Genomic DNA, 25,853 nt, shown 5'->3' with positions numbered 1-25,853 from the left:
GGTAAATTCGAGTGTTGAATATGGAAAATACGCATTTTATGAAAAAAATAATTCTTTGATATATCCTATTGATAACTAACAATATTCTCTTCCGATAATAATTGATTCCAAACGATGAAAGGAGACATAAAGGAGACAAAAGGGGACTGGACATTTCACGGTTGATATACCTTTGCAGAGTCATTCAAACAAAGAGAATGGCAAACAGATAACCTTTATTTTTTTAACCAATTAAACTTTAACAATTATGGGTTTAGAGTACGTAGTAACAAAAAGAGTGTTCGGTTTTGACAAGGACAAAAACGAAAAGTATGTGGCAAAATCGGTTCGTTCCGGTAAGGTGAATTTTGCAAAGATGTGTCGGAAAGTGAGTGAGCTTTGTGGTGTCCATCGTAAGGTGGTAGATTTGGTTGTCAGTGGCCTGGTAGATAAGATGGCGGAGGATATTGATGATGGAAAGAGCGTACAGATGGGTGAGTTTGGCATCTTCACTCCTACTATCCGTGCTAAGAGTACGGATGACGAAAAGGAGGTCTCATCCAAGTCGATCGTTCAGAGAAAGATCTTATTCTATCCGGGGAAAATCTTCAAAAATATGCTGGAGGATATGAGTATTACCCGCCGTGCGGAAATTGAAACGGATTATACGGACGGAAGTAGTAATGGGGGGAATAATGGGGGTAACCCTGATTCGGGCGATGATGGCAAAGGGGAAGCACCGGACCCGGCTGCATAATTGGATTGGGCTTTGTATGAAAGCAAGCTTTTAATTAGTGAATGCACAGAGAATCGATTCTTAATCGGTAATCTGTGCATTTTTTTATATAATTTTCTGCTTTTATACTTCTCAAACTTGCAAAATCGTTTCAATCGTTTCACAGAACCTTTCAGAGCTTGTCTTTTCTCCTGAAAGTATGGTTTGATTTGTTTTCTAACTTCTATATTTGTCAACAGAAACGAACGACAATGAAACATGGTATCTATATATTGGCTATTCTTATGGTTTTATTAAGCCTTTCAGAAAGTGGGTATGCTGCGGTACCATTTTTTACTGTTGTAAATGATACAATCCGCCGGGTGGTGATATATTTCGATGCGAATAAGACGAATGTGGATCCTTGTTATAAGGGTAATAATCAGGCAATTATTGCATTGGATTCCTTGTTGTCCGGAAACTCGGATACGAAAAATATAACATCGTTAAATGTAGTGAGTTTTGTTTCTCCTGATGGTGACGAGTTTTATAATAAAAGTTTGGTTACTAAGAGAAATGACTCGATAAAGGAATTCCTGCGGCGATATGAATTAGTTAATAATGTTGATAAGATTCATTTTTGTTCAAAGGGAGAGGATTGGTTGGAGTTTCGTAAGTTGGTGGCATCTGACACCAACTTACCCGACCGGGAAGAAGTGCTGATGTTGATCGACTATCATAAGGATGATATCACCAAAAGAAAGCAACTGTTGCGAAAGCTAAATCGGGGAGCCGCCTACCGATATATGGTTCGCAATATATTTCCGGAATTGAGGCGGTCTGTTATAATGATTGTCGGGGAAACCACGATAATAGATAGAGAGGCTTTTGAACCGGTATCTTCTGTCTCCGGGTTGTTTGTTTCGAATCAGGAAGAGGCGCTTCCGAAGAATCAACCTGATAAGCCTGTGGGAGAAAGTGAAGAAAAACAGACCTGTGAGGTCGATGTGTCGGAGGCAGAAGAGCCGGTGAAAAGCAAAACAGTGCTTGCGGTAAAGAACAATCTATTATATGATTTGGCATTGGCGCCGAATATAGAAGTAGAAATTCCGATAGGTAAGAGGTGGTCTTTGAATACTGAATATAAATGTCCGTGGTGGCTGAATAGTAAACACGATTTCTGTTATCAGCTCCTTTCTGGAGGGATGGAAGGACGTTGTTGGCTGGGAAACCGGCAGAAACGCAACCGATTGACCGGACATTTTATTGGACTTTATGCTGAAGGTGGAATATACGATTTCCAGTTACGTGGAGATGGATATCAGGGTAAGTATTATGGAGCTGCTGGAGTGACTTATGGATATGCAAAGCAATTAGCACAGCACTTTTCCCTTGAATTCAGTCTTGGCATAGGATATTTGACAACAGAATATAAGAAATATACTCCTTATGAGGGGGATATTATATGGACAAATAGTGGGCGTTATAACTTTATTGGTCCTACCAAAGCAAAAGTTTCTTTGGTATGGTTGATAACAACAAAGAGATAGGAGGGCGTTATGCGAAATGCAAGATTCATACTTCTTGTGCTTCTGTCCTCGCTACTGGTGCTAAACGGGTGTAGCCGTCGCGATATATTGGATGATTATCCTGTAAGTGGGGTGGAAATATCATTGGATTGGGATGGGGTAACGGACAAATTGCCGGAGGGGATTCGGGTCATATTCTACCCGATAGATGGAGAGGGTAAGAAAGTAGATAGGTACCTGTCGATACGAGGCGGAGAGATGAAAGTTCCTCCGGGACGATATTCGGTAGTAGCTTACAACTATAACACGGAATCTGTGCGATTTAGGCGAGATGAGTCCTATGAAACGATAGAAGCCTATGCGGAACATTGCAATGAAGTGGGTATTCCCGGAATAGAAAATATGGTTCAATCACCGGACTCGTTGTATGTATTGAATATTGATGAACTGAAAATAAAGAAGAGTGAAGAGGTGCTTCATTTGGATTGGAAGTTGGAATCGGTAGTGAAGAAATTTTCTTTTGTACTGGAGGTTAAAGGCTTGGAATACGTAACATCAATTATAGGATGTGTGAACGGATTATCGGACTGTTACCGGATAGGCAAAGGTTACGGAGCATCTTCCTCACAACCTATTTATTTCGAAGTAAAGAAAGAAGTTAATAAGGTAGTAGGGTATTTCACAGCTTTCAAACCTGCAAAGGAAATGTCAGTGCCAACACGAATTTCAGGATCGGGAAATGTAGCTTCCCGCGGTATAGGAAATGTTCAGTTGATCTTGAAATTTATCAGAACAGACAATACGGTGCAGGAAGCGGCGATTGATGTTACTGAAATAATAGAGACGCTTCAAGATACCGGAACAGGAGAGGATGGAAAACTGGAACCTCCACCGGAGATTGAGCTACCGCCTGATGATAAGATTGAAGTGGAGAAACCGGAGACACCGCCGAACCCTGATGGAGGCGGAGGCTTTGAAGGAGGTGTTGATGACTGGAGCAATGGAGGAAATGTAGAGTTACCAGTTAGTTAAAATGAATAGTGTAAACAAAATAATATTATGAACTTAAAAAATACAGTTATGAAAAAGATTTTATTGGCAGTAACAGCTGCTTTAGCAATTACGGGTTGCTCACAAAACGAAGAGTTTGATAATGCAGGACAGAAAGCTGAAATAAAGATGGGGACATCTGCTGTGACGAGAGCTACGCCTATGGTTACTGCTAAGTTTGGAGAGTTTAGGGCGTTTGGTTATGCGTATACTGAAGATGCATATAGTTCTTCGGTTCGAGGAACTAATATCCTTGAGGGCTCTTTTAAAAGTACTGACCAAACCAATTGGACAGAGGCAGATTCAAAGACATTTTATTGGCCTTCTGAAGGTAAGGTTGCTTTCTTTGGATATAGTCCATCAGTGTTGCCTGATTCTAAAGAATATATTTATCCGTCTGGTGGGGGATATCCTACTGTTGCATATAAAGTAAACAGTAACATATCTGATCAAGCTGACTTTCTTGTTGCTCAATTAGCTGATCAGGTTAAAAGTGCCAATGCTGTTTCTTTGACATTTAAACATGCTTTGACTCAGGTAGTGTTTAAGTTGAAAGGTGATGATAAAAATGTAGAATATACAGTAACTAATATTACATTTAAGGATTTGAAGGATTCTGGTACTTATAGTTATCAGGCGAAAGATTGGACTCTTGAGGACGCTTCAGTGGCTAGTTATTCGATAGTACTTGCTGATAATAATTCTTTTATGGGGGGGGATGCAACAGCTAAAACATTGGAAGCTACAGATCAATTGATGATTCTGATGCCACAGAAACTTACTGATGCTATTGTTGAAGTTACATTTTCTGCCAAGAAAGACAATGTTGAAATATTTAAGTCTGGGGTAAAAACAGCAAAAATTTCAGAAACTTGGTCTTCTGGTGAAAAATATATTTATACTCTAGTCCTTAAAGCTGGTGATGAGCTTAAGGTATCAGGAACGGTGGAAGATGAGTGGACTTCTAAAGATAATACTGCGAATGTTGATACTAATAAGGTGTCATAGACTATTGGTAAAAAAATAAATTATCTTATTTTTGTGTGAGGATATATCTATCTAATAAAATCCTGACTTTTCAAAAGTGAAAAGTCAGGATTTTATTAGTATCATTGCTATAAAACTATTAATATAACGATTTTCTTAAAAAATATATTTTGTTAAACTAGTATGTACTCTTTTTCTTGAGTAACCTCTTTTTCACTTTTCTCCCATTTTTTATGGCTATCTGAAAGATTTCATATATTTTTGTTGGCAGCATAAACAAAAACAAACACCGCCAACATATGCCATCTACTTGCCAAAAAAACTGGGATTGCCAAATTTGTCCGAGAGCAGTGGACAATTCGATTACTCATGTAGTCTTTCAGAGGGGATTTCATAAAGCAGCCCATAGATGTGAGGAAAACTTCATCCTTTTTCTAATGAAAGGGGAGATGTTGGTTAATAGTAAGGAATATGCGGGTACCATGCTCAAAGAAGGTGAATTTATTCTTCAAGCTATCGACTCCGTATTTGAGATGCTAGCTATGGTAGAATGTGAGTGCATCTTATATCGTTTCATCCAACCGGAGCTATTCTGCGATTTTCGTTTCGATCATATAATGAAAGAAGTATCTCCCCCACTTATCTATTCTCCATTAAAAATAATACCAGAATTGGAATACTTCTTGAATGGTTCCATCACTTATCTGAAAGAAAAAAAGGTCTGCCGGGATCTGTTGTCTCTCAAGCGGAAAGAACTGGCATTTGTATTGGGGTATTATTATTCTGATTATGACCTCTCGAGTTTGGTGCATTCACTCTCTAAATACATCAATAGTTTCCAGTATTTCGTTATCCAGAACCATCAGAAAGTAAAGACGGTGGAAGAACTCGCCCAGTTGGGTGGATATACACTTAGTACATTCCGTCGTATATTCAATAATGTTTTCCATGAACCCGTCTATGAATGGATACTGGCACGACGCAAGGAGGGTATCCTCGATGATCTGAATAACTCTACTTATAGCATTTCTGAGATATGCTATAAGTATGGCTTTGAATCTTTACCTCATTTCTCTAATTTCTGTAAGAAATCATTCGGTGCTTCTCCGCGTAATTTGCGTGGGAAAAATGGCTCATGGTAATTTATTAATAATAGTCGTGATCTATTAATAAAGAAATCCCCTGTCGGACTAGCCGGCAGGGGATTCTGTCATTAATCAAATTAAGCTCTCGCTATCTTGAAATCTAGCAATTTCTAGTCTTTTAATTTTGCGATGATGAAGTCACGGTTCAAGCGGGCGATGTTGCTGATAGAGATGTTCTTCGGACATTCAGCCTCACAAGCACGAGTGTTTGTACAGTTACCGAATCCCAGTTCGTCCATCTTTGACAACATAGCTTTTGCACGACGCAAAGCTTCCGGTTTACCTTGCGGCAGCAAGTTCAACTGGCTAACTTTTGCAGAAACGAATAACATAGCAGAACCATTCTTACATGCAGCTACACAAGCACCACAACCGATACAAGAAGCAGCATCCATAGCTTCGTCAGCGATAGGCTTCGGAATCAGGATAGCGTTAGCATCCTGCGGAGCACCTGTACGTACGCTCACGTAACCACCAGCCTGCATAATCTTGTCATAAGCAGTACGGTCTACCATCAAGTCCTTGATTACAGGGAAACCGGCCGAACGCCAAGGTTCAACAGTAATCGTATCACCATCCTGGAAACGACGCATATAGATCTGACAAGTAGTAGCACCTGTTGCAGGACCGTGCGGGTGTCCGTTGATGTAAAGAGAACACATACCGCAGATACCTTCGCGGCAGTCGTGGTCGAATACTACCGGTTCTTTTCTTTCGCTGATGAGCTGTTCGTTCAGAATATCCAGCATTTCGAGGAAGGAAGTATCGCCGGGGATATCTTTCATTTGGTAGGTTTCAAAAGCACCTTTAGCTTTCGGACCAGCTTGGCGCCATACCTTCAGTGTAAATGATATATTTTTATCCATTTTCTTCTAATTCTTTTAAATGTTTAACTTCACCGATTAGCTCTTGTAGTTACGGGTTTGAACCTTGATAGCTTCGTATACCAGCGGTTCTTTGTACAACACCGGAGCTTTTTCATCGTCACCTTGATATTCCCAGCATGCTACATAGAAGAAGTTTTCGTCATCACGTTTAGCTTCTCCTTCTTCAGTCTGGTATTCTTCACGGAAGTGACCACCACAACTTTCGTTACGGTTCAATGCATCGTAAGCAACAAGCTCACCCATTGTGATGAAGTCGTACAGACGGATTGCTTTGTCAAGCTCTACGTTCATGCCTTCTTTAGAACCGGGGATAAACAGATTCGTTTCGAATTCCTTGCGGATTTCTTTCAGTTCGGCAATACCTTTCTTCAAGCCTTCTGCTGTACGTCCCATACCTACATATTCCCACATAACATGACCCAGTTTCTTGTGGATAGAATCAACAGATTCTTTACCCTGGATGCTCATGAACTTGTCGATCTTAGCTTGAACTGCCTTTTCTGCTTCTGCAAACTCAGGAAGATCAGTAGAGAAACGAGGAACAGTGATTTGATCTGCCAGATAATTCTGGATTGTATAAGGCAATACGAAGTAACCGTCAGCCAAACCTTGCATCAATGCAGAAGCACCGAGGCGGTTTGCACCGTGGTCGGAGAAGTTACATTCACCGATAGCGAACAGCCCCTTGATAGTGGTTTGCAGTTCGTAGTCTACCCAGATACCCCCCATTGTATAGTGGATAGCCGGATAAATCATCATCGGATTATAATATTTTACGCCATTGATTTCTTTTGCCAGTTCTCCCGGATTAACGTCAGTGATTTCTTCATACATATCGAAGAGGTTACCATAACGTTGGAGAACGATGTCGATACCCAAACGGTTGATAGCTTCAGAGAAATCGAGGAATACGGCTAAGCCGGTGTTGTTTACACCGAAACCTGCGTCGCAACGTTCTTTGGCAGCACGGCTGGCAACGTCACGCGGAACCAGGTTACCGAATGCCGGATAGCGGCGTTCCAAGTAATAGTCGCGGTCTTCTTCAGGAATATCACTTCCTTTGATTTCGCCTTTCTGAAGTTTCACAGCATCTTCTTTCTTCTTCGGAACCCAGATACGACCGTCGTTACGGAGAGATTCAGACATCAAAGTCAGTTTAGACTGCTTGTCACCGTGTACCGGGATACAAGTCGGGTGAATCTGAACGTAAGCGGGGTTAGCGAATACAGCACCCTTGCGGTAGCAAGAGATAGCAGCTGTACAGTTACATCCCATAGCGTTGGTAGACAGGAAGTAAGCATTGCCATAACCACCGGTAGCGATAACTACAGCGTGAGCGGCAAAGCGTTCCAGTTCACCTGTTACAAGGTTTTTAGCGATGATACCGCGGGCACGTCCGTCAACGATTACCACGTCTTGCATTTCATAACGAGTGTACAGTTTTACAGTACCTACGTTTACCTGACGGCTCAATGCAGAGTAAGCACCCAGCAACAACTGCTGACCGGTCTGGCCTTTAGCATAGAAAGTACGGGATACCTGTGCACCACCGAAAGAGCGGTTGTCCAGTGTGCCACCATATTCGCGAGCGAAAGGAACACCTTGTGCCACACATTGGTCGATGATAGCGTTAGATACTTCAGCCAGACGATATACGTTAGCTTCACGGGCACGATAGTCACCACCTTTTACAGTATCGTAGAACAAACGGTAAACGGAGTCACCGTCATTTTGATAATTCTTTGCAGCATTGATACCACCCTGTGCAGCGATAGAGTGCGCACGACGGGGAGAATCCTGAATACAGAAATTGAATACTCTGAAACCCATTTCACCGAGTGAAGCAGCGGCAGAAGCACCTGCCAGACCCGTACCCACAACGATGATGTCCAAACGGCGTTTATTAGCGGGGTTCACCAATTTCTGGTGAGCTTTATAGTTGGTCCATTTCTCAGCCACCGGGCCTTCTGGAATTTTTGAATCTATCTTGATCATAATATTATTTACAATTTAATCATTTACAATTTACTATTTAGCAAGCACCGCCACAAATCAGTGTTTTCACAAAGAATACCACTACTACCAGTGCGAAACCGAGTACAACAATCGTAGAATAGATGTTAGAAATGCATTTCCAACGATTGATCCATACTTTGTTGTTCCATCCCAGTGATTGCATTGAACTCCAGAAACCGTGAGTCAGGTGGAACCACAAAGCAAACAGCCAAACGAGGTAAAGAACTACGTAAACCGGGCAAGAGAAAGTCTGCTGGATGTGATAAGCACCGTTAGCAGCATAAGCCAGTGTCAGTGTGTCAGCATGCATGCCCATGTTGTGCATCAGTTCCGGCAACTGCATTTTTGCCCAGAAGTTGAAGAGGTGCAAACCAAGACCTACGATAACGATAAGACCCAGCACCAACATGTTTTGAGATGCCCATTCTACAGTTTTCGGTTTGTCTGTCACTGCATAGCGTTCGCTACCACGCGCTTTGCGATTCTGCATTGTCAGCCAGAATGCGTAGATAATGTGAATTACGAAAAGAGCAGCCAGTCCTGCGGTAGCCACTAATGCATACCAGTTTGCTCCCAGGAACTCACAAATCATGTTGTAACCATCAGCCGAGATGATCGCAACCAAGTTCATCGCCATGTGAAATGTTAGAAACAGGACAAGGGCGATACCGGTAACGCTCATCACCACTTTCCTTCCTACAGATGAATTACTTAACCACATAAATGATTGAATTTAAATTATTTAATTGTTAGAACTAAAATTTCGACGTTTTACACCTCTTACGGACTGCAAAAATAGGGGAAATAGATTGATTGAGCAAGGAATTAAAGAAATAATTCTTTAATAATGAATCAATGTGCTAATGTGTCAATATGCCAGCCAGTATGCACGCATGGCGCAACTGATTGGCATATTGGTATTATGGGACTATTTATTGTATCTTTCCGATTTTCTCACCACTGGCTGCTTTCTTGCGTAAAGCGCGTGGGGTATCGCCAAAAGAGTCTTTGCAGAAGTGGGCGAAGTGAGACAGGGAGTCGAATCCGTATTTGTTGCAGATTTCAGTGATTCGCATTTTGGTGTGTTGCAGGTCTTCCAGTATTCCTTCCCGTTTCTTTTCCAGTATCCATTCATATACGGGCATGCCATACAAGTTTTTGAAAAGGCGGCGGAAGGTAGTGGTCGTGTATCCTCCCAGATGCGCAAATTCTTCCACATTCTTTACATTACTGTAATTCTGCATGACGAAATAGTGGAAACTTTCCGTATAAGTGCTGATGGGATAGAAGAATGAACTTAGCTGGGGCAGAGGATAGAAATTGGTGATCAAGAAAACAAGTTCCTTACATTTTAAGTCGATATACTTGCCGCAAGGAGTTTCTTCGTTGAGGAATTCGGGCATGCTGGTGACAAGGTGGTATAACCTTTCACTCATAATCAGTGGAGTGTAGGTCACCGGGACCTCTGTGTGTTCCATCATTTCCTTGTACCGGTCTTCGCAGAGCAGAGGCAGTTCGTTGAACCAGTAGACAACGTATTCAACATCTGTCAATGCTAGTATTTCGACCTTGGAACCAATAGCTTGCAGGATAAACTGTCTTTCACGCAGTGTATTTCCGGGATACTCCTCACTATTGATAAGTAACTCACCCTTTATCATGAAAAGCATACAATTCTGCGTACACTTATCCTTGGGGATATGTTCCCCTTTGGGTAAGTTTCTGTATATAAGGATATTCTCAACAGCTTTGGGACATCCTGTACAGTTGGTATATTGTATGCAAAATGAATCTCCTGGCATGAAGTTATTCGTGAATTGTTATTTACGGGGAACAAAGATATAATTTTTTTTGCGGAAAATGACATTCTTTCTTTCATTTATGTTTTAGTAGAAAGCTTTGTACGATTGTCTTTATTATAGTGGAATGAATTTATAACTAAAATTATGAACTATATTATGAAGAACAAAAAGGTATTAATAGGAATGGCGGGCATGGCTGTTTTGTCTGCCGAAGCTATCGCACAGAAACCGGCCAATATCATACTTATCAACCTGGACGATGCTGGAAACGGAGATTTCTCTTGTCGTGGAGCAGTTGGTTATCAGACTCCACATATTGACTGGATGGCTGCCAATGGGATGGCAATGAACAATTTTTATGCGGTTCAGCCTATTAGTGGTGCTTCGAGGGCGGGGTTAATGACAGGATGCTATCCGAATCGTATCGGATTTGCTTACGCTCTGAATCCCGGTTCTCCTTATGGGATCAGTGCGGAGGAAGAAACGGTTGCGGAATTATTGCGCGACAAAGGATATGCAACGGCTATTTTCGGGAAGTGGCATCTGGGAGATGAGAAAAAGTTTCTTCCGCTTCAGCATGGTTTCGATGAATATTATGGGCTGCCTTATTCGAATGATATGTGGCCTCATCATCCCCAGTACAAGTTCCCGGATCTGCCTTTAATTAAGGGGAATGATATTATCGGTTATAATACGGATCAAACAAGGCTGACTACCGACTATACCAATTATGCAGTCGACTTTATTCATCGCAATGCAAGGAGTAAGCCGTTCTTTTTGTATCTGGCCCATTCGATGCCTCATGTACCTTTGGCTGTATCTGATAAGTTTAAAGGAAAAAGCAAGCAGGGGTTGTATGGTGATGTGATGATGGAGATAGATTGGAGTGTGGGGGAGATTCTCCGAACCATTCGTGAGGAGGGGATAGAGGACAATACGATAGTGATTCTCACTTCGGATAATGGGCCGTGGGCGAATTATGGCAATCATGCAGGGTCGTCCGGCGGACTTCGGGAAGCAAAGGCGAATACATTTAATGGAGGTACCCGTGTTCCTTGTTTCTTCTATTGGAAAGGGAAGATTCAACCGGCTACAGTGTGCAACAGTTTATATTCCAATATCGATATTCTGCCTACTTTGGTTGAGATAGCGGGAGCTGAAAAACCGAAGCAAAAAATAGATGGAATTAGTATGTTGCCAGCATTGACGGTTGATCCTACGATTGCTGCCCGCAAATATCTTTGTTTTTATTATCATAAGAATTCGCTGGAGGCTATTACTGATGGAAGTTATAAGCTGGTTTTTCCTCACAAATATGTGTCTTATGACAGCCAGGTGCCTGGTAATGACGGACTTCCCGGAGCGTTGGGAAAGGGTGAAGTGAAGGAGTGCGAACTTTATGATTTGAGACGGGATATGGGTGAACGTGTGAATGTGATTACGCAGTACCCGGAAATTGTGAAAGATTTGATGAGAGAGGCCGATGTGTGGCGTGATGAACTGGGAGATGATCTGACCGGGCGTCAGGGAAAAGCACGAAGGGAAGCCGGTAAGTCGGATAAGGCTGCCAAGTAGATAAGATAACCTAATAGATTCAGAATATATATGGTTAAAGTCAATATCTGCCGGAGTGCATTATTTCCACCTATATCATTATTTCTATTCATTTTTGTAGGCTTCTCTTTGTTTACGGTGGATTCTGTGGCATCGGTTTCTTATCGGAACTTGATTCCCGAACCAGTGTCGATAGTAGAAAAAGATGGGAGACCATTCGTCGTGAATGAGCAGACGAAGGTGATTTATTCGGGGAACTATCCTGAATGGAAATCTGTTGCGGATTTACTGGCTGCTTATCTCTCGGAAAGTACCGGATATCCGTTGACTATTGGAAAGTTCTCAAAGCTGCAGCGTAGTAATGAAATTATTTTTGAAAGGAATTTCCAACTGCCGAAAGAAGGGTTTAAGTTAGAAGTTACGGAAGATTATATGATTATCGAGGCGGCAGACTTGGCGGGAGCGTTTTATGCTGTTCAGATGTTGCGGCAGTTATTACTTCTTGGGTGGGAAAGACCGGCGGAACAGGAAAAAAGAATAGGAGAAGTAATCGTATCGGGGAAGGAGTTAAGTTTTCCTCCTGTGGCGTTGGAAGATTATCCTTCCATGTCATATAGAGGGGCCATGCTTGATGTGAGCCGTCATTTCTTTTCCGTTGCGCAGGTGAAACGTTATATCGACTTATTGGCTTTTCATCGTTTGAATCATTTTCACTGGCATCTGACGGACGACCAGGGATGGAGGATAGAAATAGAAAAATACCCGAATCTGACTAAAGTCGGTGCATGGAGAGGGGCGGACAAATATGGTGGTTATTATACCCATGAAGATATAAAAGAAGTAGTGGCTTATGCAGCCGAAAGATTTATAACGATTATTCCGGAAATAGATATGCCCGGTCATACACAGGCTGCTTTGGCGGCATATCCGGAATTAGGTTGTATGGAGAAGAATTATGAAGTGGCTACGGAAGTTGGTGGAGTTCATAAAGATGTGATGTGCCTGGGAAATGATTTTACCCTGCCTTTTGTAAAGGACGTTTTGAAAGAAGTTGCCGGGTTATTTCCGGGGGTGTTTATTCATATCGGAGGGGACGAAGTGCCTAAAGACCGTTGGCAGCAATGTGATGCTTGCCAGAAGGCAATCACGAAACATGGTTTGAAAGATGCTGGTCGGCATACGGCAGAGGAGTTTTTGCAAAGTGCTTTTAATGAAGAAATAGCTGGTTATCTGCATGGATTGGGAAAGCGGATGATTGGCTGGGATGAAGTGCTTTCCGATAGTTTGAGCAGGGAGGTTACTATTATGTCCTGGCGTGGGCTAGGACGTGCCACGGCTGCGCTCCGCAAAGGTCACTCTGTGATTGTATCTGCGGATTCTCATTTGTATTTGAATCATTATCAGACAATAAACTCGGAACAGGAACCTCGTGCAACCGGCGGACTGGTGGAGATGAAGAAAGTATTTGAGACTCCTTTTTTCTCCCTGCAACTTTCAACGACCGAAAAGGAAAGAGTGCTAGGGGCGGAAGCATGTTTGTGGACTTCATTTATCGACAATGACTCATTATTGGATTATATGCTCCTTCCGCGTCTGGCTGCTTTTGCAGAAGCTGCATGGTGTGAAGGGAGGCGTGGCACTTACGATCATTTCTTGCACCGTTTGCCCGGTCTTCTGAATTGTTATAACCGGTTGGGATATGGACATGCGAATCACTTTTTTACTATTTCCGCAGCCTATCAGTCCGTTCCTGAAGAAAGGAACTTGCAGATTTCGTTGGAAAGTTTGCCCAATACGGAAATTTACTACACGTTGGATGGCAGTCAACCAATTAAATCTACTTCTTCCTTATATAAATCTGCCTTCCGGATAGATAAGAGTTGTGTCTTGAGGGCTGTTTCCTATTTATCTGACGGACTTTCCAGTGATGAATTGCGTCAGGAAATCTTTGTGAATAAAGCCACATTCAGACCTGTCCGGTTATTAAATGCCCCTTCCGAACGTTATCAGGGGGAAAATGGGAGAGTACTGGTAGATGGAATCCGAAGCATAAACTTTCATAATACAGGTTTGTGGGTAGGGAACCACTCCTCTGATCTGAGCGTAGTGATAGATTTGGAGTCTTTGCAATCTATTTCTTCGGTGGAAGTCTCTGCTTTGACTGATTTAAGTGCCTGGATTATGGGGCCACAGTCTATTTCCGTATTCGTATCTACGGATGGAGAGAAGTATGCTGCAGTATCCCGCCAAATATACGATGCGCCGACAGACGCTATGGGAGAAAAACAGAGTGATCTGAACCGGCTTTCTTTTGATGCAACGTCTGCGCGTTATGTAAAGATTGTGGCGGAGCCTTTTAAAAGCTTGCCTAAAGGACATTCCGGTGAAAACGAACCCCCTTTTCTATTTATTGATGAAATAAGAATCTATTAGTTATTAGTACTACTACTTCTTCCGGCAAGTCCCGTACTGTAGCCATTGGCTTGCAGAGTAGTTGTCAGTCGGCGGATGTTGCTATTACAGGCATAGTCTGCCGACAGACCGGTAAGTATCGTTTTATTCATAGATATATAAGTGTTGCATTTCCTCAAATGTCAGTTTGTGCCCGTCTTGCCACCAGTGGGAGTCGGATAAGTTGCAGAAATCTTTTTCTTCTTCCATACGGAAGGCTAATTGTTCTTTCAGGTCGTGCGCTGTTTTTTCCTGTCCGGGTAATAGATTATGTTGTTCCGATGGATCTTTCTGCAGGTCGAATAATTGTTCGGTAATTGTTCCGCCTACATTGTAAATAAGGTATTTGTATTTTCCGCTGACGAATCCCCGTTGCAGGTTGGAGTAGGCGAGAAATAAATCGCTGCGGTGTGTGGCGGTAGAGTCTTCCAACACATGACAGAGAGATTGTGCCGTCATACTTTCCGGTAAGGCAATGTTTGCCAGTTCACAAAGTGTCGGGGCAATGTCGTGCAGATAGCACAGGGCGTTACTCTTTCTCCCTTTCTGTACTTTGTAGGCGGGAGCGATAAGGGTGAGCGGTACTTTCACGCTGTGGTCGTAAAGGTTCTGCTTTCCCAGTAATCCGTGACGTCCCATTGCCAGACCGTTGTCGGAGGCAAAGACGACAATCGTGTTGTCCGCCTGTCCCGTTTCTTGCAATGCCTGCATAATACGTCCTATCTGTACATCCACTTCGCTAATCATCCCGTAATAATCGGAGAGTTCTTTTTGTATCTGCCCGCCTGTCCGTGGGACAGGTACCAGTAATTCGTCACGCACGTTCATCTCTCCATTGTCAAATGGGTGGCGGGGGGAGAAAATTGGCCGGCAGGTTAAGAGTGTCCGGAGCGTATTTCTGACCGTAAGCAGGGAGTTGGTTGCGCGGGTCGTGAGGTGAAGTAAATGCGACATAAGCAAGGAAAGGCTGCTTTTCATCTTTACGCCTTTGCAAAAAACGGATAGCTGCGTCAGCATACATTTTTGATGAGAATTCTTTTCCTGTAAATTCAGTCTCTTTTCCATATACGCCTGTCGAGTCGTAATGGTTCAGATGAGGTGAACAATGCCCGTTCAGTTCATACGGATGCATACCACCGAAATAGATGTTGTCTCCTTCCTGAAATGAGCGGTTGAAGGAGGCCTTGTCCGAATGCCATTTTCCTGTGGCAAAGGTGCGGTAACCATTCCGTTTGAATTGTTGCGGGAAAGTGGTGTGTGTTTCGGGAATTTTCATCCCGTCCGCCTGAATATCATAGATTCCGCGTCCGGTCATCAACATGGCGCGGCTTGGCATGGATAATGCTCCACACAACGCACCATTCGTATAAGTATTTGTAAAGGTGATACCTGCGGCGATGAGGCTGTCGATTGCAGGAGTGCACACGTCATTATTACCTAGAGCATGAATAGAAGAAGCTTGTAAATCATCTGTTAAAATGAATAAGAGGTTGGGATGCTTCGGAGTATTTTCTGTGTTCGGCTGACATCCGGTGACTAATGGCGTAAAAATGAATGGGAGATAGCAGATATTTAATGAATGTTGGATGATTTGTTTCATGTTGACAATGGCTGTATTTAAAGTTACCTTTAAAAGGTTTATTATGTTTTAGACGTGAATTAAGTTTGTAGAACGAACCGGGAAGAAATTCGTAAGGTCACTTAATTCACGTCTAAAGATAATGAATGTAATTTGCGCTATTTATTTTTCAACAAAAGTTAGTTTGTCTTTGTAAAGCATTGGTCGGCTTTCCATTCCTTGACACTTCCGGATACTAACGTTGCATGGTTATTGTTTCCTGAACTGTCATACAGAATTTCGTCTTTACCTTCCTCGACCGGACCTTCATCCATTTTCCAGTAACCGACAAGATTGGAGTTTACAGTGACTGGACCTGCCATGTTGTTTTGGATTTCAGACTGCGTGAGAGCTTTGTTCCAGAGTCGTGCCTGTCCCATCATGTGCTCATTTATCGTATTGGTGTTGAAGAATGCAATGGATGTGATAGGAACAGGTATGCCGCTTGCTTCAACGTCTTGTACTTTTTCTCCGTTGGCATAGAAATAACATTTCACTTGGTCGTAGACAAGAGCGACATGTGTCCAGGTCCGTTTCTGGAAGGAGAACTTGTTGAAGAACCCTTTGTTATTTTCGGCTTGCGTTCCGAAGATATTAATCTGCATCTGGTCTTTGGTAATCTGGTTGTTGGCATTACCCAAACGAATGTAGAAGGCAGAACAGTCGATAACACACTGGTTGTTGTAATTGAAGCCGTCCATCCACAGCCAGAATTCGATAGTGAAGTTTTCTACCGAAATAGTGTTTACATTTTCCGACTTGAAGCCACCTAGAGTACTCATATAAGGTGTATACTGAGTCCACGGCTTGTCGAGTAACAAAAGATATTTGGAACCCAGTTTTTCTTCGGGGACACTGCCGTCGCCTATCACTCTGATGGGCAATGCATATTTTACGCCTTCTGCCGCGTCATAAGGGCTAATGGTCACAACAGTCGGTTGAGCCATTGTCTTGCCGCTTGCGATGGTCACTTCTTTGTTGAATGAATGTTTGTCTGCCGGCAATAATGAATAGTTGGCCAGCGTCTTTTCATTGTATTCGTTCAGTATGGTTTCATCCACCACCAATGTGGCGTTGACGTCTTTAGACATGATGTCGGCGATGCGGACCGTAAAATCTGTTACTGTCTTTTCACCTACATTGACAGGCACGCTCTTTACATTCTTGAAAGCAGCTTCATTGATGTAAATGCGGTTTCCTATCGGGTCATATTCTTCCTTACAACCGGTTAAGGCTAACAAAGTCAATAATCCGGCAAATAATGTATATGCTTTATTCTTTCTCATAATATATTATTTTTTAGCTGGGTTCATTATTTGGATAGCTTGGCGCAAGTATTTGTAATTGTTGGAGAATTCGTATTCCATGTGGAATGTACCCAGTCCCCCTTTGCGTCCTTCAACAGGGTTCCAGTAAGCCATTCCGAGCAAGGAAGGCATTTCTCCTCGTTCCGGGTCACGGAAAGTAACTCCACCGGTTGCGGCCCAACTTTCAAAGTTTTCCGTTACGATGTAACGTTCGGGACCTATATATTCTTTTATCCAGTCGAACCGTTGTTTTAATCTTGTGGCGGAAGTTGCTCCGTATGCTTGCGATACTGCATAATTGGCATATTTCCAACCCTCTTCCGAGATGAGATCTACAAAGCCGTCTACAATAATCAACTTGTCCGGACCTAATCTTTGACGCATTTCCCTTAACAGGGTAGTCATGTTTTCTTCTTTGTACAGCAAGTCTTTGCTGGTACATTCGTGGTCGAAATCAATTCCGTCATAGCCGTATTTGTGTATACTGTCGGCTATCGCTTGTGCAGCTTTCGGAATATTTTCCGCTACGTTCTCGAAGTTACCGGGAAGATTGGCCATGTTGTGTGAGAATAGGGTGAATGTAACACGTGTTCCCAACACTTCCTGAACATATTTCAGGTCGTCTTTCTGGAATTGCGTCAGACTGCCGTATGATCCCCAGATAGAAACGATATCTACACTGTCCGGAATACTTTTCAGACTGTAGTATAACGAGGCTGCCCCTTGCGGTGACCAGCTTCCGAACCATCCGAATGTGAGGGGGTGATCACTTTTTTTATATTCCCTGAGTGCTGCATAATATTCTTCAGACAGCGGTTCAGGTTCGAAATTCTTGGTTTCCATTTCAGTCCAGTCATCGCAGCTATGGAAATTCATAGCTATGAGCATCACAAATAATAGGTTGAATATATTTTTCATATTGTTTATTCTTTGGTAATTTATCCGGTTAATCCTTCTTTGCCCACCATAAATCAGTAGCATCCGTATCCTGTCCGTTCGACAAGAAAGTACAAGCCTCTGTAACGTTGGCTCCATTACTGTTGTATTCATCTTCCGAGAAACGCAGACGGCGTTGCTGGCGTTCTTTAGTGACACCTTGTGTGGAAAGGTTGTCATGTGCGGGGAATACAGCCGGATATCCGGTGCGACGGAAGTCAGCCCAAGTTTCGTTTCCAATCGGGAAGTTGGCAATCATCTTTTGTGTCAGGATGCGTTGCAGGTTATCTTCGTCTGCATTAGCACCTGTCTTATCCCAAGCTACCGTTAATTTGCATGGGTTTGTGTAGTTGTAGGCAGCGTTCAACGGACATATGTAATCAGCCGGTACGTTCGTATTGTTGGCAATGTATGCATCGGCACCTGATATTCCGTGCTCGTTGAATGACAGGCGGATACCTTCTTTGTAGAATTCTTCTGCCGTTCCGCCCATGTTCCACTTTTTCAGTGCGCCTTCAGCCCGTAGGAAAGCTACTTCTGCTGCGTTGAATATCAACATGGGAGTTTTCGTTTCTACTTTGACGGTAGAATAGGTTGAGAACATACTGGTGGTAATACCTTGTATGCCGGAGCGCACGCCGATATAATCATAATCTCCGGATACGGATGATTTAGTAAAGTAGGCTTCGCAACGAGGATCCTGATATCCGTTCATAAAGGAGACGATGCAGGCATTGGCACGAACCTCCCCCAAGAGTTCACACTGGCAAGACCATTCTTATAGTTCGTTGCAGTGATGTTGTCGTAGGCGTCGCAGTCGTTACTGTCCATCACTCCGTATGGATGCGATACGGCTTCTTCTGCTTTTTCCTGTGCATATTCGGGTACTGCATTACTGATGCGGATAGCGATACGTAGTTTCAGGGAATTGGCGAATTTAATCCATTTCTTATAATCCCCCTGATAGATACGGTCTTCTGTGGTCAACTCGTTAAAGGACGGGTCGGTATTCATCAATGCGGTGAGTACGCCGATGCTGTAATCCAAATCGTCCATCATTGCTTTCCATGCAGTCTCTTCATTATCGTATCCTACGGAGTATTGTCCGCTTTCAACTTTTGTGTAAGGAAGCGGACCTTGCATGGTAGCTATAATCTGCATGATATATACCCGCATGATTTTAGCTAATGCATAATAGTGTCCCGAGGCTTCGCTGAAACGCTCGATGGAGAAATAGTTGGGGTAGAAATTTTTGAAATACCAGTCAACCGACCATTTATTCCAGTTGTCGTCTACATTATAAGTATAGAAATGTTGCGACCGGCTCCAACTGCTGGAAGGAGTCAGCATGCCACCGAACGGACCTGCCCAGAAAGTGATGTTACGTTGGGCGGGGTTCTCTTCGGTAGAAGACATACACGTGATAAGTTGTGCAAACAGCAGACGGGAGTTCAACGTAGGTGGCTGATACTGATTGGTGTTGAATTCCTCAAATTTTCCCGTACAATTACACATGAGTACTGTCAATAGTACCGAACATATTATTTGGGTTACTTTTTTCATAATTCTTTTTGTTTAGAAATTGAGTTTTACGCTAAATCCGAGATTACGTGTAGTGGGCTGCATAAAGTAGTCATAACTTTGATAGTAGTTCGACTGTGTTGATGCGGTTGCTTCTGGGTCGAAAGGTGCCTTGCAATAAATCATCCAGAGATTCTTACCTACTAATCCGACGGTCATTCTTAGTTTGTCACGGAACCATTCTTTAGGCAATGTGTAGCTCAGGCTCAATTCCGCCAGACGCACATTGGTGGCGCTGTATGTATAATATGCAGCGTATCCTTTCACAGTGTCAAAGTATTTTTCCGTATCTACATATCCATGATTGATAGGCACGCCACCAGTATCACGGTAGTTGGCAGTTACTTGTGAAACTCCGTACTGGTCAAGCACACTTTGTGTACCGGACAAGGCAATACCACCGAAACGAGCAGTAAGCGTCATACCCAGATTGACACCTTTGTAAGAGAAGTTGTTGCTCCATCCCATGTTTGTCTTCGGCAGGATCGAACCTAGTTTGAATTCGTCTACCGATTCGATTTCAATCTTTCCTTCCTGTGAAACGAAGACGTTACCATTACCGTCTCTCTTGATACGGTGAGTAGCATATACGTCACCGATAGAACCGCCTTTGTATAATTTTACACGTGCATCGAGATTGCCTAATTGTCCCATATCGTAATTATCTTTGGTAATTGGCTCTCCGGTCATCGGGTTAATGGAACCTTCGGTCAGCTTGATAATTTTATTCTTGTTCCAAGAGAGAGTCAGGTGGCTGTCCCATGCAAAACCGTTCCACTTGTCGCTATATCCTAATGCCATTTCTATACCTTCATTGCGGACATTACCACTTTGGATATACGCTTTGGAGTATCCGGACGAGATAGATAGGTCGGCGGTGAAAGTCTGGTTGATCGTGTTCGACTTATAATAAGTCAAATCGAAAGAAAGACGGTTGTCCAACCATTTTGAGTTCAGACCGAATTCCCATGAACGGGTCTTTTCCGGTTTCAGGTTACGCATCGGGTAAATGGATGTGGAAGACCATTTACCGGAAGCTATATTGAATTCGTATGTCGGACGTGTGATGAAACGCTCGAAAGAAGTACCTACTTCTGTATATGAACCGCGCACTTTCAGGAATGAAATCCATTCGGGTAGTCTGGCCATGCTGGAAATGACACCGGACAAACCTACGGATGGATAGAAGAAAGAAGATGCTTCGGAAAAGGCAAGTTGTGATTCCCAGTCGTTACGTCCGGTAGCGGTTAAGTAAAACATACTCTTGTAGCCGACTTCCGCATTGATGAAAACACCTTGCGACTGCTGGATATATCCCGATTGGATTCTTCTGTATTTGGCAGATGTGTCAATGTTGTGTACGGCAAAGAAGTTATAAATACCTTCCAGGTTACCGCCATGACCTATCTGCTCTTCTCTCTGGTCGTTGATAGAAGCTCCGATATTGGCATTTACGGACCACATGTTTTCGTTGAATGATTTGGCAATGTTCAGCATGATGTCACCGTAGAAACTGCTGTACTCTTTGCGGTTGTCATAGTAACCACCATAATCGCTGGCAAACTGCTCGATAGTAGAAGCGTAGCGCTTATCGGTGGAACGCATATCTGTTTTGTCATATTTCAGACGACCGGTAATGTCAATTCCGTCGATGATGTTCCATTTCAACGATGCATTGGTCATGAAACGTTTCTTTTTATTCTCACGGACAATGCGGTTCATGGTCCAGTAAGGATTTTGCAGTTCCATACTTTGAGTTTCGTACGGCCAGTATTGTTCATAAATGCCCAAACCTTCGTTGTAGCGTTCGTACATACGGATTGCATCGAAGTTTTCTCCGCGTGGGAACAGGTATAAAGCGGTAAGCGGGTTGAAATAACGTCCCTGTGCGGTCATATTTCTGTCATTCTGGAAAATCAGGTTGGCACCGAAGTCCAGAACCAGTTTGTCGTTCAGGAAACTAGCGGTATTGCGTCCTGATACATTATAACGTTCGTATTTGTTGTTTGGCAGAATACCGTTTGAGTTAGTTGCCGAGACGGAAACATACGTCTGGTTTTTTGACGTACCAGTAGAGAGCGATACCGAATTAATGGTATTTACACCTGTGCGGAAAAACTTTTCAGGGTCATAGTTGCTGTTCACAAGGTCACCCCAGCTGGCGAATACTCCATCTTTATTTCCATATTTACTTTGCATTTTGGGTAACATGGTGGGAGTAGAGAAAGTAGTACTGCTCGATACACTGATATTCGTTTTATCTTTTGTTCCTTTCTTGGTGTTGATAAGTACTACACCGGAAGCAGCAGCATTACCATAAAGTGCCGCTGCAGCGGGACCTGTCAGCATGTTGATGGACTCAATATCTTCCGGGTTGATATCCGCAACGGCGTCACTACCAGGCTGGTCGGCTGTGATACCCGTATCGGTCCCTTCGTTCACAACGTTGAACATCGGAATACCGTCGATAACGTAAAGGGCATTATTAGATTTGGTAATTGACTTCACGCCACGCATTACCACACGCGCTGCAGAACCCGCACCGGATGCCGAAGAATTGATTGTCACACCTGCAACCTTACCATTCAGCGAGTTCATAAAATTCGCATCCTTTACAGTAGTGATATCGTCAGAGCTTAACTGTTGCACATTGTAGCTCAACGCTTTCTCCGAACGTTTGATACCCAAAGCGGTTACAACCACCTGCTCCAGTTCAGTTGCTTCTTCCGACAGGACGATGTTCAGTCTCGTCTGACCGTTGAAAACAATGTTCTGTGTCTGATAACCGATATAAGAAACAGTCAGCACATCACCGACGTGTATATTTTCCAAACGGAAATCACCGTCAATAGAAGTAATGGTTCCCTGTCCGTTTTTAGTGGAGATGGAAGCTCCGATAACAGGACCGGAGGAATCATTTATTACACCCGAAACGGCATAGGATTTCTGTTGTTCCGTTCCTGATTTTTTGATAAACAAAACAATCCGTTTGTCTGTAATCCGATAATCTATGGAAGTGTTTTTCAGTAAAGAGGTTACGATTTGATTAATATCATTCGATGTCATCTTTATTGACGTCTTCTGATTAGTGTTGATGTCACTGTTGTAAAAGAAAGAATATCCACTTTGTTTCTCAATACTTTCGATTACTTTGGCAATGGAGGTATTCGTAAAGTCTAGCTTGACATCCCGTTTCACGGTCTGTGCGAGAGCAAAATAGGGAATCATTAAAAGTAATATTGCCAAAAAGAGGTCTTTTTTGAGCTCTTGTGTGGAAGTGTGGCAATATTTTTGATAAGAAATTTGGTACTTTCTTAAGTTTGTCATACTTTTATAAATTAGAAATTAAGGATTGTGACGATGGGCATCGTCATGATTTTTGCAAAGTCTCAGAAGCGGGAAAATATTGGTACTATTTTCTCGCTTTTTCTGTGTTTTTTACAGTACTATGTCATAGGCTATTCGTTTTTTAAGTTTTACAATATGGGTTATTTTAGTATTATATTTTTTCCTTTTCGTTCATACTTGAACGGGGTGCTTATCTGCATTATTTTTAAAATAGACTCAAGCGGCTCATTGGTATAAAACTCTCCCGTAAAGGATTTTCCTATCAGCTCATCATTCATGATGATAAATTTCACATTAAACAGTTGTTCCAGGCGTTGGCAGATGTCGAGCAAAGGAGTATCTGACAATACCCATACATTCTGGGTCCAACGTATCTCACGGATGGCATTGTTTAATTCTGTAAGCAGCATATTTCCGCTGTTAACATCGTACTTCAGTTGCTGACTGGGTTTCATCAACATCTGTTTCTTTTCATTGCTTACTTCAATAGAGCCTTCCAGTAAGGTCGCTGTAATCTGCGGAGACTGCGAACTGGCATTTACAGTGAACTTTGTTCCCAACACTCTGATCTTTAATTCACCGGCACGTACAATGAATGGATGTTTCTTATCATGCTTTACATCAAAGTAGGCTTCCCCTTCCAGAAAGATTTCTCTTGAATCGCCCGAAAAATGCTCCGGATAAATCAGCTTGGAATGATTGTTCAACTGAATCATGGTTCCATCGGGCAATGGCACTTTCTGTACGATCCCACTGTTGTTGGTCTTTATGATGAACGAAGGATCTGTATCCAACATCATGTACAACCACCCGCTCATTGCAATTAACAAAGCCACCGTAGCTGCTGCGAGCCATATTCGGTACTGCTTGTTACGGCGGCGGAAAATGTCAATAGAGTTGCTGTCAGTTTGGATTCGTGTCATCAGCCGGGAGAAAGACTTTTCTGCTGAGTGTTCTTTACTTGGTCCCGGAGATCGCAGTTTGATACCGGCAATCAACTCATCCATTTCATTTGTTTTTTCTTTTTCAATGCGCATTTTTTTCTTGTTTTCTAAAGCTTTATACTATATAGAAAACTCAAGTGGTAAAACTACTAAAAGGAAAAAGAACTTTTTTTTAAAATTTTTCTAGAAACGGTTTTATTGATTCCTTTATTTTAGCTTTGGCGAGTAAAAGCTGGCGTTCTACGGTACAAAGTTTCACGTTTAAAGCCTCTGCTATTTCGCGATGATTCATTTCATCTTCTTTCGCCATTTGAAAGATGACACGGCAACGTTCGGGCAATGAGGAGATTGCCTGTTTTACTGCTTGATGCAATTCTTTGTAGGATAATTCGTCCAGAGGATTCTGGGTAGTGATGTTTATTTGCAGTTCGGTCTCAGGAAGATCATCCCTTTTGGAGATATATCCACTTTTCAGTACATTGAGGCATCCGTTGCGTACTGCTTGATAAATGTAAGGGTGAAAATTAGGGATAGCCGTAAGCATGCTTCTGTCTTTCCACAAAACAAAAAATACGTCTCCTATAACGTCCTCGCACGCAGCTTCCGAATGAAGAAACAGCATCGCGAAATTGAAAAGGCGGTCGTAATAATGCATATATAACGTACGAAAAGCTTTCGAATCCCCTTCAGATACTAATTTCAGTATCTCTTGTTCATTGCTTATACGTTGTTTATTACTCATAGATTTTTCTCTTCTGGTAAAAGATTGTGGTTTGGCGTACAAAGAAACAGACTTTATTTTGTTTTTCCTAACGTTTTTATGAGTGGTGTTTGTTTTTTCTCTGTTATTGAGAAAACTTTATGTTGATTTTTGGAAGTATTATAGTAATTATTGAACATCTATTTCTATTTGTCATGCGTATTTTTGTGATCTAAATTCATTAATTATCAATCATTATGCTAATGCTAAGAAAAATTGTATTCTCTCTTTTTTTTGTTTGTAGGGTTATCGTTATTTGCACAACAAAACTATATGGTGAGTTCTTATGTGCGGGGTAATTTCTACAATCGCGGACGTATTTCTACTGAAAGTCTGCGGGCGAGTGACGACCTTATTTTCTTGAATGTTCATCCTGATAAAGATGGATCGCTTTCATTCGAGAACCCACGTGCATTTCAGGGAAAGGGGGTGACAACTTGGGAAGGATTGATTAAATCGGTTCGTGCAAAAGTAAAAGGAACAAAAGCGAAAATACGTTTAGGAGCTTCCAGTGGTGAATGGAAGGCAATGGTGGCTGATGAGACTGCTCGTACGGCATTTGCAAGAAACATAAAGAAAGTGCTGGAAAAGAATAAATTGGATGGCATTGACCTTGACTTTGAATGGGCGGAGAATGAGAAAGAGTATGAAGATTATAGTCTGGCTATCGTGAAGATGAGGGAGGTGTTGGGCGATAAGTATATTTTCAGTGTTTCTCTGCATCCTGTTTGCTATAAAATTAGCAGGAAAGCTATTGATGCAGTTGATTTTATTTCACTTCAATGCTACGGTCCTTCGCCGGTTCGTTTTCCGGTAGAGAAATATGATTCGGATATTCAGATGGTATTGAAGTATGGTATTCCCAAAGAGAAACTGGTAGCGGGAGTTCCTTTCTATGGTGTGACAAAGGATAATTCAAAGAAGACAGAGGCTTATTTCAGTTTTGTACAAGAGGGATTGATTACTGAGCCTGCACAAAATGAAGTAATATATAAGGGAGAGAAATATGTGTTTGACGGACAGGACAATATCCGCACTAAGACCCGTTATGCGATGGAGCAAGGACTAAAAGGCATGATGAGTTGGGATTTGGCCACGGATTTGCCGCTGGATGATTCTAAATCATTGCTCAAAGTGATGGTTGAAGAATTAAGGAAATGACCTCCCCTACAGGTCGCTGAATTTCCTATTGGGAGGTATCAGAAGAGATTCTTCATTATCGTTCTGAATAATAGAACAACATG

Annotated in this window: 19 protein-coding genes and 2 pseudogenes; 8 read left to right on the top strand and 13 right to left on the bottom strand. The window is 42.4% G+C overall.

The genetic code is table 11. The annotated features are described in order from the left end of the window. The first annotated feature begins 247 nt into the window (after positions 1 to 247). The 5 genes from NXV01_RS03770 to NXV01_RS03750 all read left to right on the top strand — a co-directional run bounded on the left by NXV01_RS03770 (position 248) and on the right by NXV01_RS03750 (position 5,402). Complete coding sequence (locus NXV01_RS03770; RefSeq protein WP_148366861.1) at positions 248 to 736, top strand: HU family DNA-binding protein; 489 nt, start codon at positions 248 to 250, stop codon at positions 734 to 736. A 230-nt stretch (positions 737 to 966) separates the two neighbouring features. After that, on the top strand, positions 967 to 2,244 hold the full coding sequence (locus tag NXV01_RS03765; RefSeq protein ID WP_259021744.1) for a DUF3575 domain-containing protein: 1,278 nt from the start codon (positions 967 to 969) through the stop codon (positions 2,242 to 2,244). Positions 2,245 to 2,253: 9 nt separating this feature from the next. After that, positions 2,254 to 3,255 carry a DUF5119 domain-containing protein gene (locus NXV01_RS03760; RefSeq protein ID WP_259021743.1) on the top strand — a complete coding sequence of 334 codons (1,002 nt, stop codon included), beginning with the start codon at positions 2,254 to 2,256 and terminating at the stop codon, positions 3,253 to 3,255. Between the two features lie 48 nt (positions 3,256 to 3,303). Next, positions 3,304 to 4,281, top strand: a complete 978-nt coding sequence (locus NXV01_RS03755; RefSeq protein WP_259021742.1) for a fimbrillin family protein — start codon at positions 3,304 to 3,306, stop codon at positions 4,279 to 4,281. A 278-nt stretch (positions 4,282 to 4,559) separates the two neighbouring features. Beyond that, positions 4,560 to 5,402, top strand: a complete 843-nt coding sequence (locus NXV01_RS03750) for a helix-turn-helix transcriptional regulator (RefSeq protein WP_259021741.1) — start codon at positions 4,560 to 4,562, stop codon at positions 5,400 to 5,402. A 113-nt stretch (positions 5,403 to 5,515) separates the two neighbouring features. On the opposite strand, the gene NXV01_RS03745 is transcribed toward NXV01_RS03750, so the two are convergent. From NXV01_RS03745 to NXV01_RS03730, 4 genes are all read right to left on the bottom strand, one after another. Then, on the bottom strand, positions 5,516 to 6,271 hold the full coding sequence (locus tag NXV01_RS03745) for a succinate dehydrogenase/fumarate reductase iron-sulfur subunit (protein ID WP_004324019.1): 756 nt from the start codon (positions 6,269 to 6,271) through the stop codon (positions 5,516 to 5,518). A 36-nt stretch (positions 6,272 to 6,307) separates the two neighbouring features. Continuing rightward, entirely contained in the window at positions 6,308 to 8,287 is a 1,980-nt protein-coding gene (locus tag NXV01_RS03740) for a fumarate reductase/succinate dehydrogenase flavoprotein subunit (protein WP_004324018.1), read from the bottom strand. Between the two features lie 37 nt (positions 8,288 to 8,324). Next, positions 8,325 to 9,029 carry a succinate dehydrogenase/fumarate reductase cytochrome b subunit gene (locus NXV01_RS03735; RefSeq protein WP_148366856.1) on the bottom strand — a complete coding sequence of 235 codons (705 nt, stop codon included), beginning with the start codon at positions 9,027 to 9,029 and terminating at the stop codon, positions 8,325 to 8,327. 211 nt (positions 9,030 to 9,240) lie between these two features. Beyond that, entirely contained in the window at positions 9,241 to 10,110 is an 870-nt protein-coding gene (locus tag NXV01_RS03730; protein ID WP_195648774.1) for an AraC family transcriptional regulator, read from the bottom strand. A gap of 156 nt (positions 10,111 to 10,266) precedes the next feature. On the opposite strand from NXV01_RS03730, the gene NXV01_RS03725 reads away from it, so the two are divergent. Both NXV01_RS03725 and NXV01_RS03720 read left to right on the top strand, forming a co-directional pair. Beyond that, entirely contained in the window at positions 10,267 to 11,685 is a 1,419-nt protein-coding gene (locus NXV01_RS03725; RefSeq protein WP_148366854.1) for a sulfatase, read from the top strand. 30 nt (positions 11,686 to 11,715) lie between these two features. Beyond that, complete coding sequence (locus NXV01_RS03720; RefSeq protein ID WP_259021740.1) at positions 11,716 to 14,097, top strand: glycoside hydrolase family 20 protein; 2,382 nt, start codon at positions 11,716 to 11,718, stop codon at positions 14,095 to 14,097. Here the strand turns inward: NXV01_RS03720 and NXV01_RS03715 are convergent. The 9 genes and pseudogenes from NXV01_RS03715 to NXV01_RS03675 all read right to left on the bottom strand — a co-directional run bounded on the left by NXV01_RS03715 (position 14,094) and on the right by NXV01_RS03675 (position 24,591). After that, a complete protein-coding gene (locus tag NXV01_RS03715; RefSeq protein ID WP_259021739.1) occupies positions 14,094 to 14,228 on the bottom strand; it encodes a hypothetical protein in 135 nt (44 codons plus the stop codon). The genes NXV01_RS03720 and NXV01_RS03715 overlap by 4 nt on opposite strands. Continuing rightward, positions 14,221 to 15,069 (bottom strand): sulfatase/phosphatase domain-containing protein, encoded by an 849-nt coding sequence (locus tag NXV01_RS03710; protein WP_259021738.1) that lies wholly within the window; start codon positions 15,067 to 15,069, stop codon positions 14,221 to 14,223. The genes NXV01_RS03715 and NXV01_RS03710 overlap by 8 nt, the downstream gene beginning before the upstream one ends. Further along, complete coding sequence (locus NXV01_RS03705) at positions 14,954 to 15,715, bottom strand: sulfatase-like hydrolase/transferase (RefSeq protein WP_258978763.1); 762 nt, start codon at positions 15,713 to 15,715, stop codon at positions 14,954 to 14,956. Before NXV01_RS03705 ends, NXV01_RS03710 begins: the two co-directional genes overlap by 116 nt. Before the next feature lie 158 nt (positions 15,716 to 15,873). Continuing rightward, entirely contained in the window at positions 15,874 to 17,019 is a 1,146-nt protein-coding gene (locus NXV01_RS03700) for a DUF1735 and LamG domain-containing protein (protein ID WP_148366851.1), read from the bottom strand. Positions 17,020 to 17,025: 6 nt separating this feature from the next. Beyond that, complete coding sequence (locus NXV01_RS03695; RefSeq protein ID WP_148366850.1) at positions 17,026 to 17,958, bottom strand: glycoside hydrolase family 18; 933 nt, start codon at positions 17,956 to 17,958, stop codon at positions 17,026 to 17,028. A 28-nt stretch (positions 17,959 to 17,986) separates the two neighbouring features. Next, positions 17,987 to 19,392 (bottom strand): annotated as a pseudogene (locus tag NXV01_RS03690) (SusD/RagB family nutrient-binding outer membrane lipoprotein). A 159-nt stretch (positions 19,393 to 19,551) separates the two neighbouring features. Continuing rightward, positions 19,552 to 22,785 carry a SusC/RagA family TonB-linked outer membrane protein gene (locus NXV01_RS03685; protein ID WP_370540796.1) on the bottom strand — a complete coding sequence of 1,078 codons (3,234 nt, stop codon included), beginning with the start codon at positions 22,783 to 22,785 and terminating at the stop codon, positions 19,552 to 19,554. Positions 22,786 to 23,045: 260 nt separating this feature from the next. After that, positions 23,046 to 23,942: a FecR family protein gene (locus NXV01_RS03680; RefSeq protein ID WP_148366847.1), complete on the bottom strand. Its 897-nt coding sequence runs from the start codon at positions 23,940 to 23,942 to the stop codon at positions 23,046 to 23,048. 79 nt (positions 23,943 to 24,021) lie between these two features. Further along, positions 24,022 to 24,591 (bottom strand): RNA polymerase sigma-70 factor, encoded by a 570-nt coding sequence (locus NXV01_RS03675; protein WP_148366846.1) that lies wholly within the window; start codon positions 24,589 to 24,591, stop codon positions 24,022 to 24,024. 215 nt (positions 24,592 to 24,806) lie between these two features. Here NXV01_RS03675 and NXV01_RS03670 point away from each other — a divergent pair. Further along, positions 24,807 to 25,770, top strand: a pseudogene (locus NXV01_RS03670) (glycoside hydrolase family 18 protein). The last annotated feature ends 83 nt before the right edge of the window (positions 25,771 to 25,853 follow it).

Origin of the sequence: Bacteroides sp. BFG-606 (assembly GCF_024788145.1) — a bacterium.
Lineage (GTDB): Bacteria > Bacteroidota > Bacteroidia > Bacteroidales > Bacteroidaceae > Bacteroides > Bacteroides vicugnae.
Note: the sequence above shows the minus strand (reverse complement) of the source record. Positions and strands in the feature narration are given on the sequence as shown.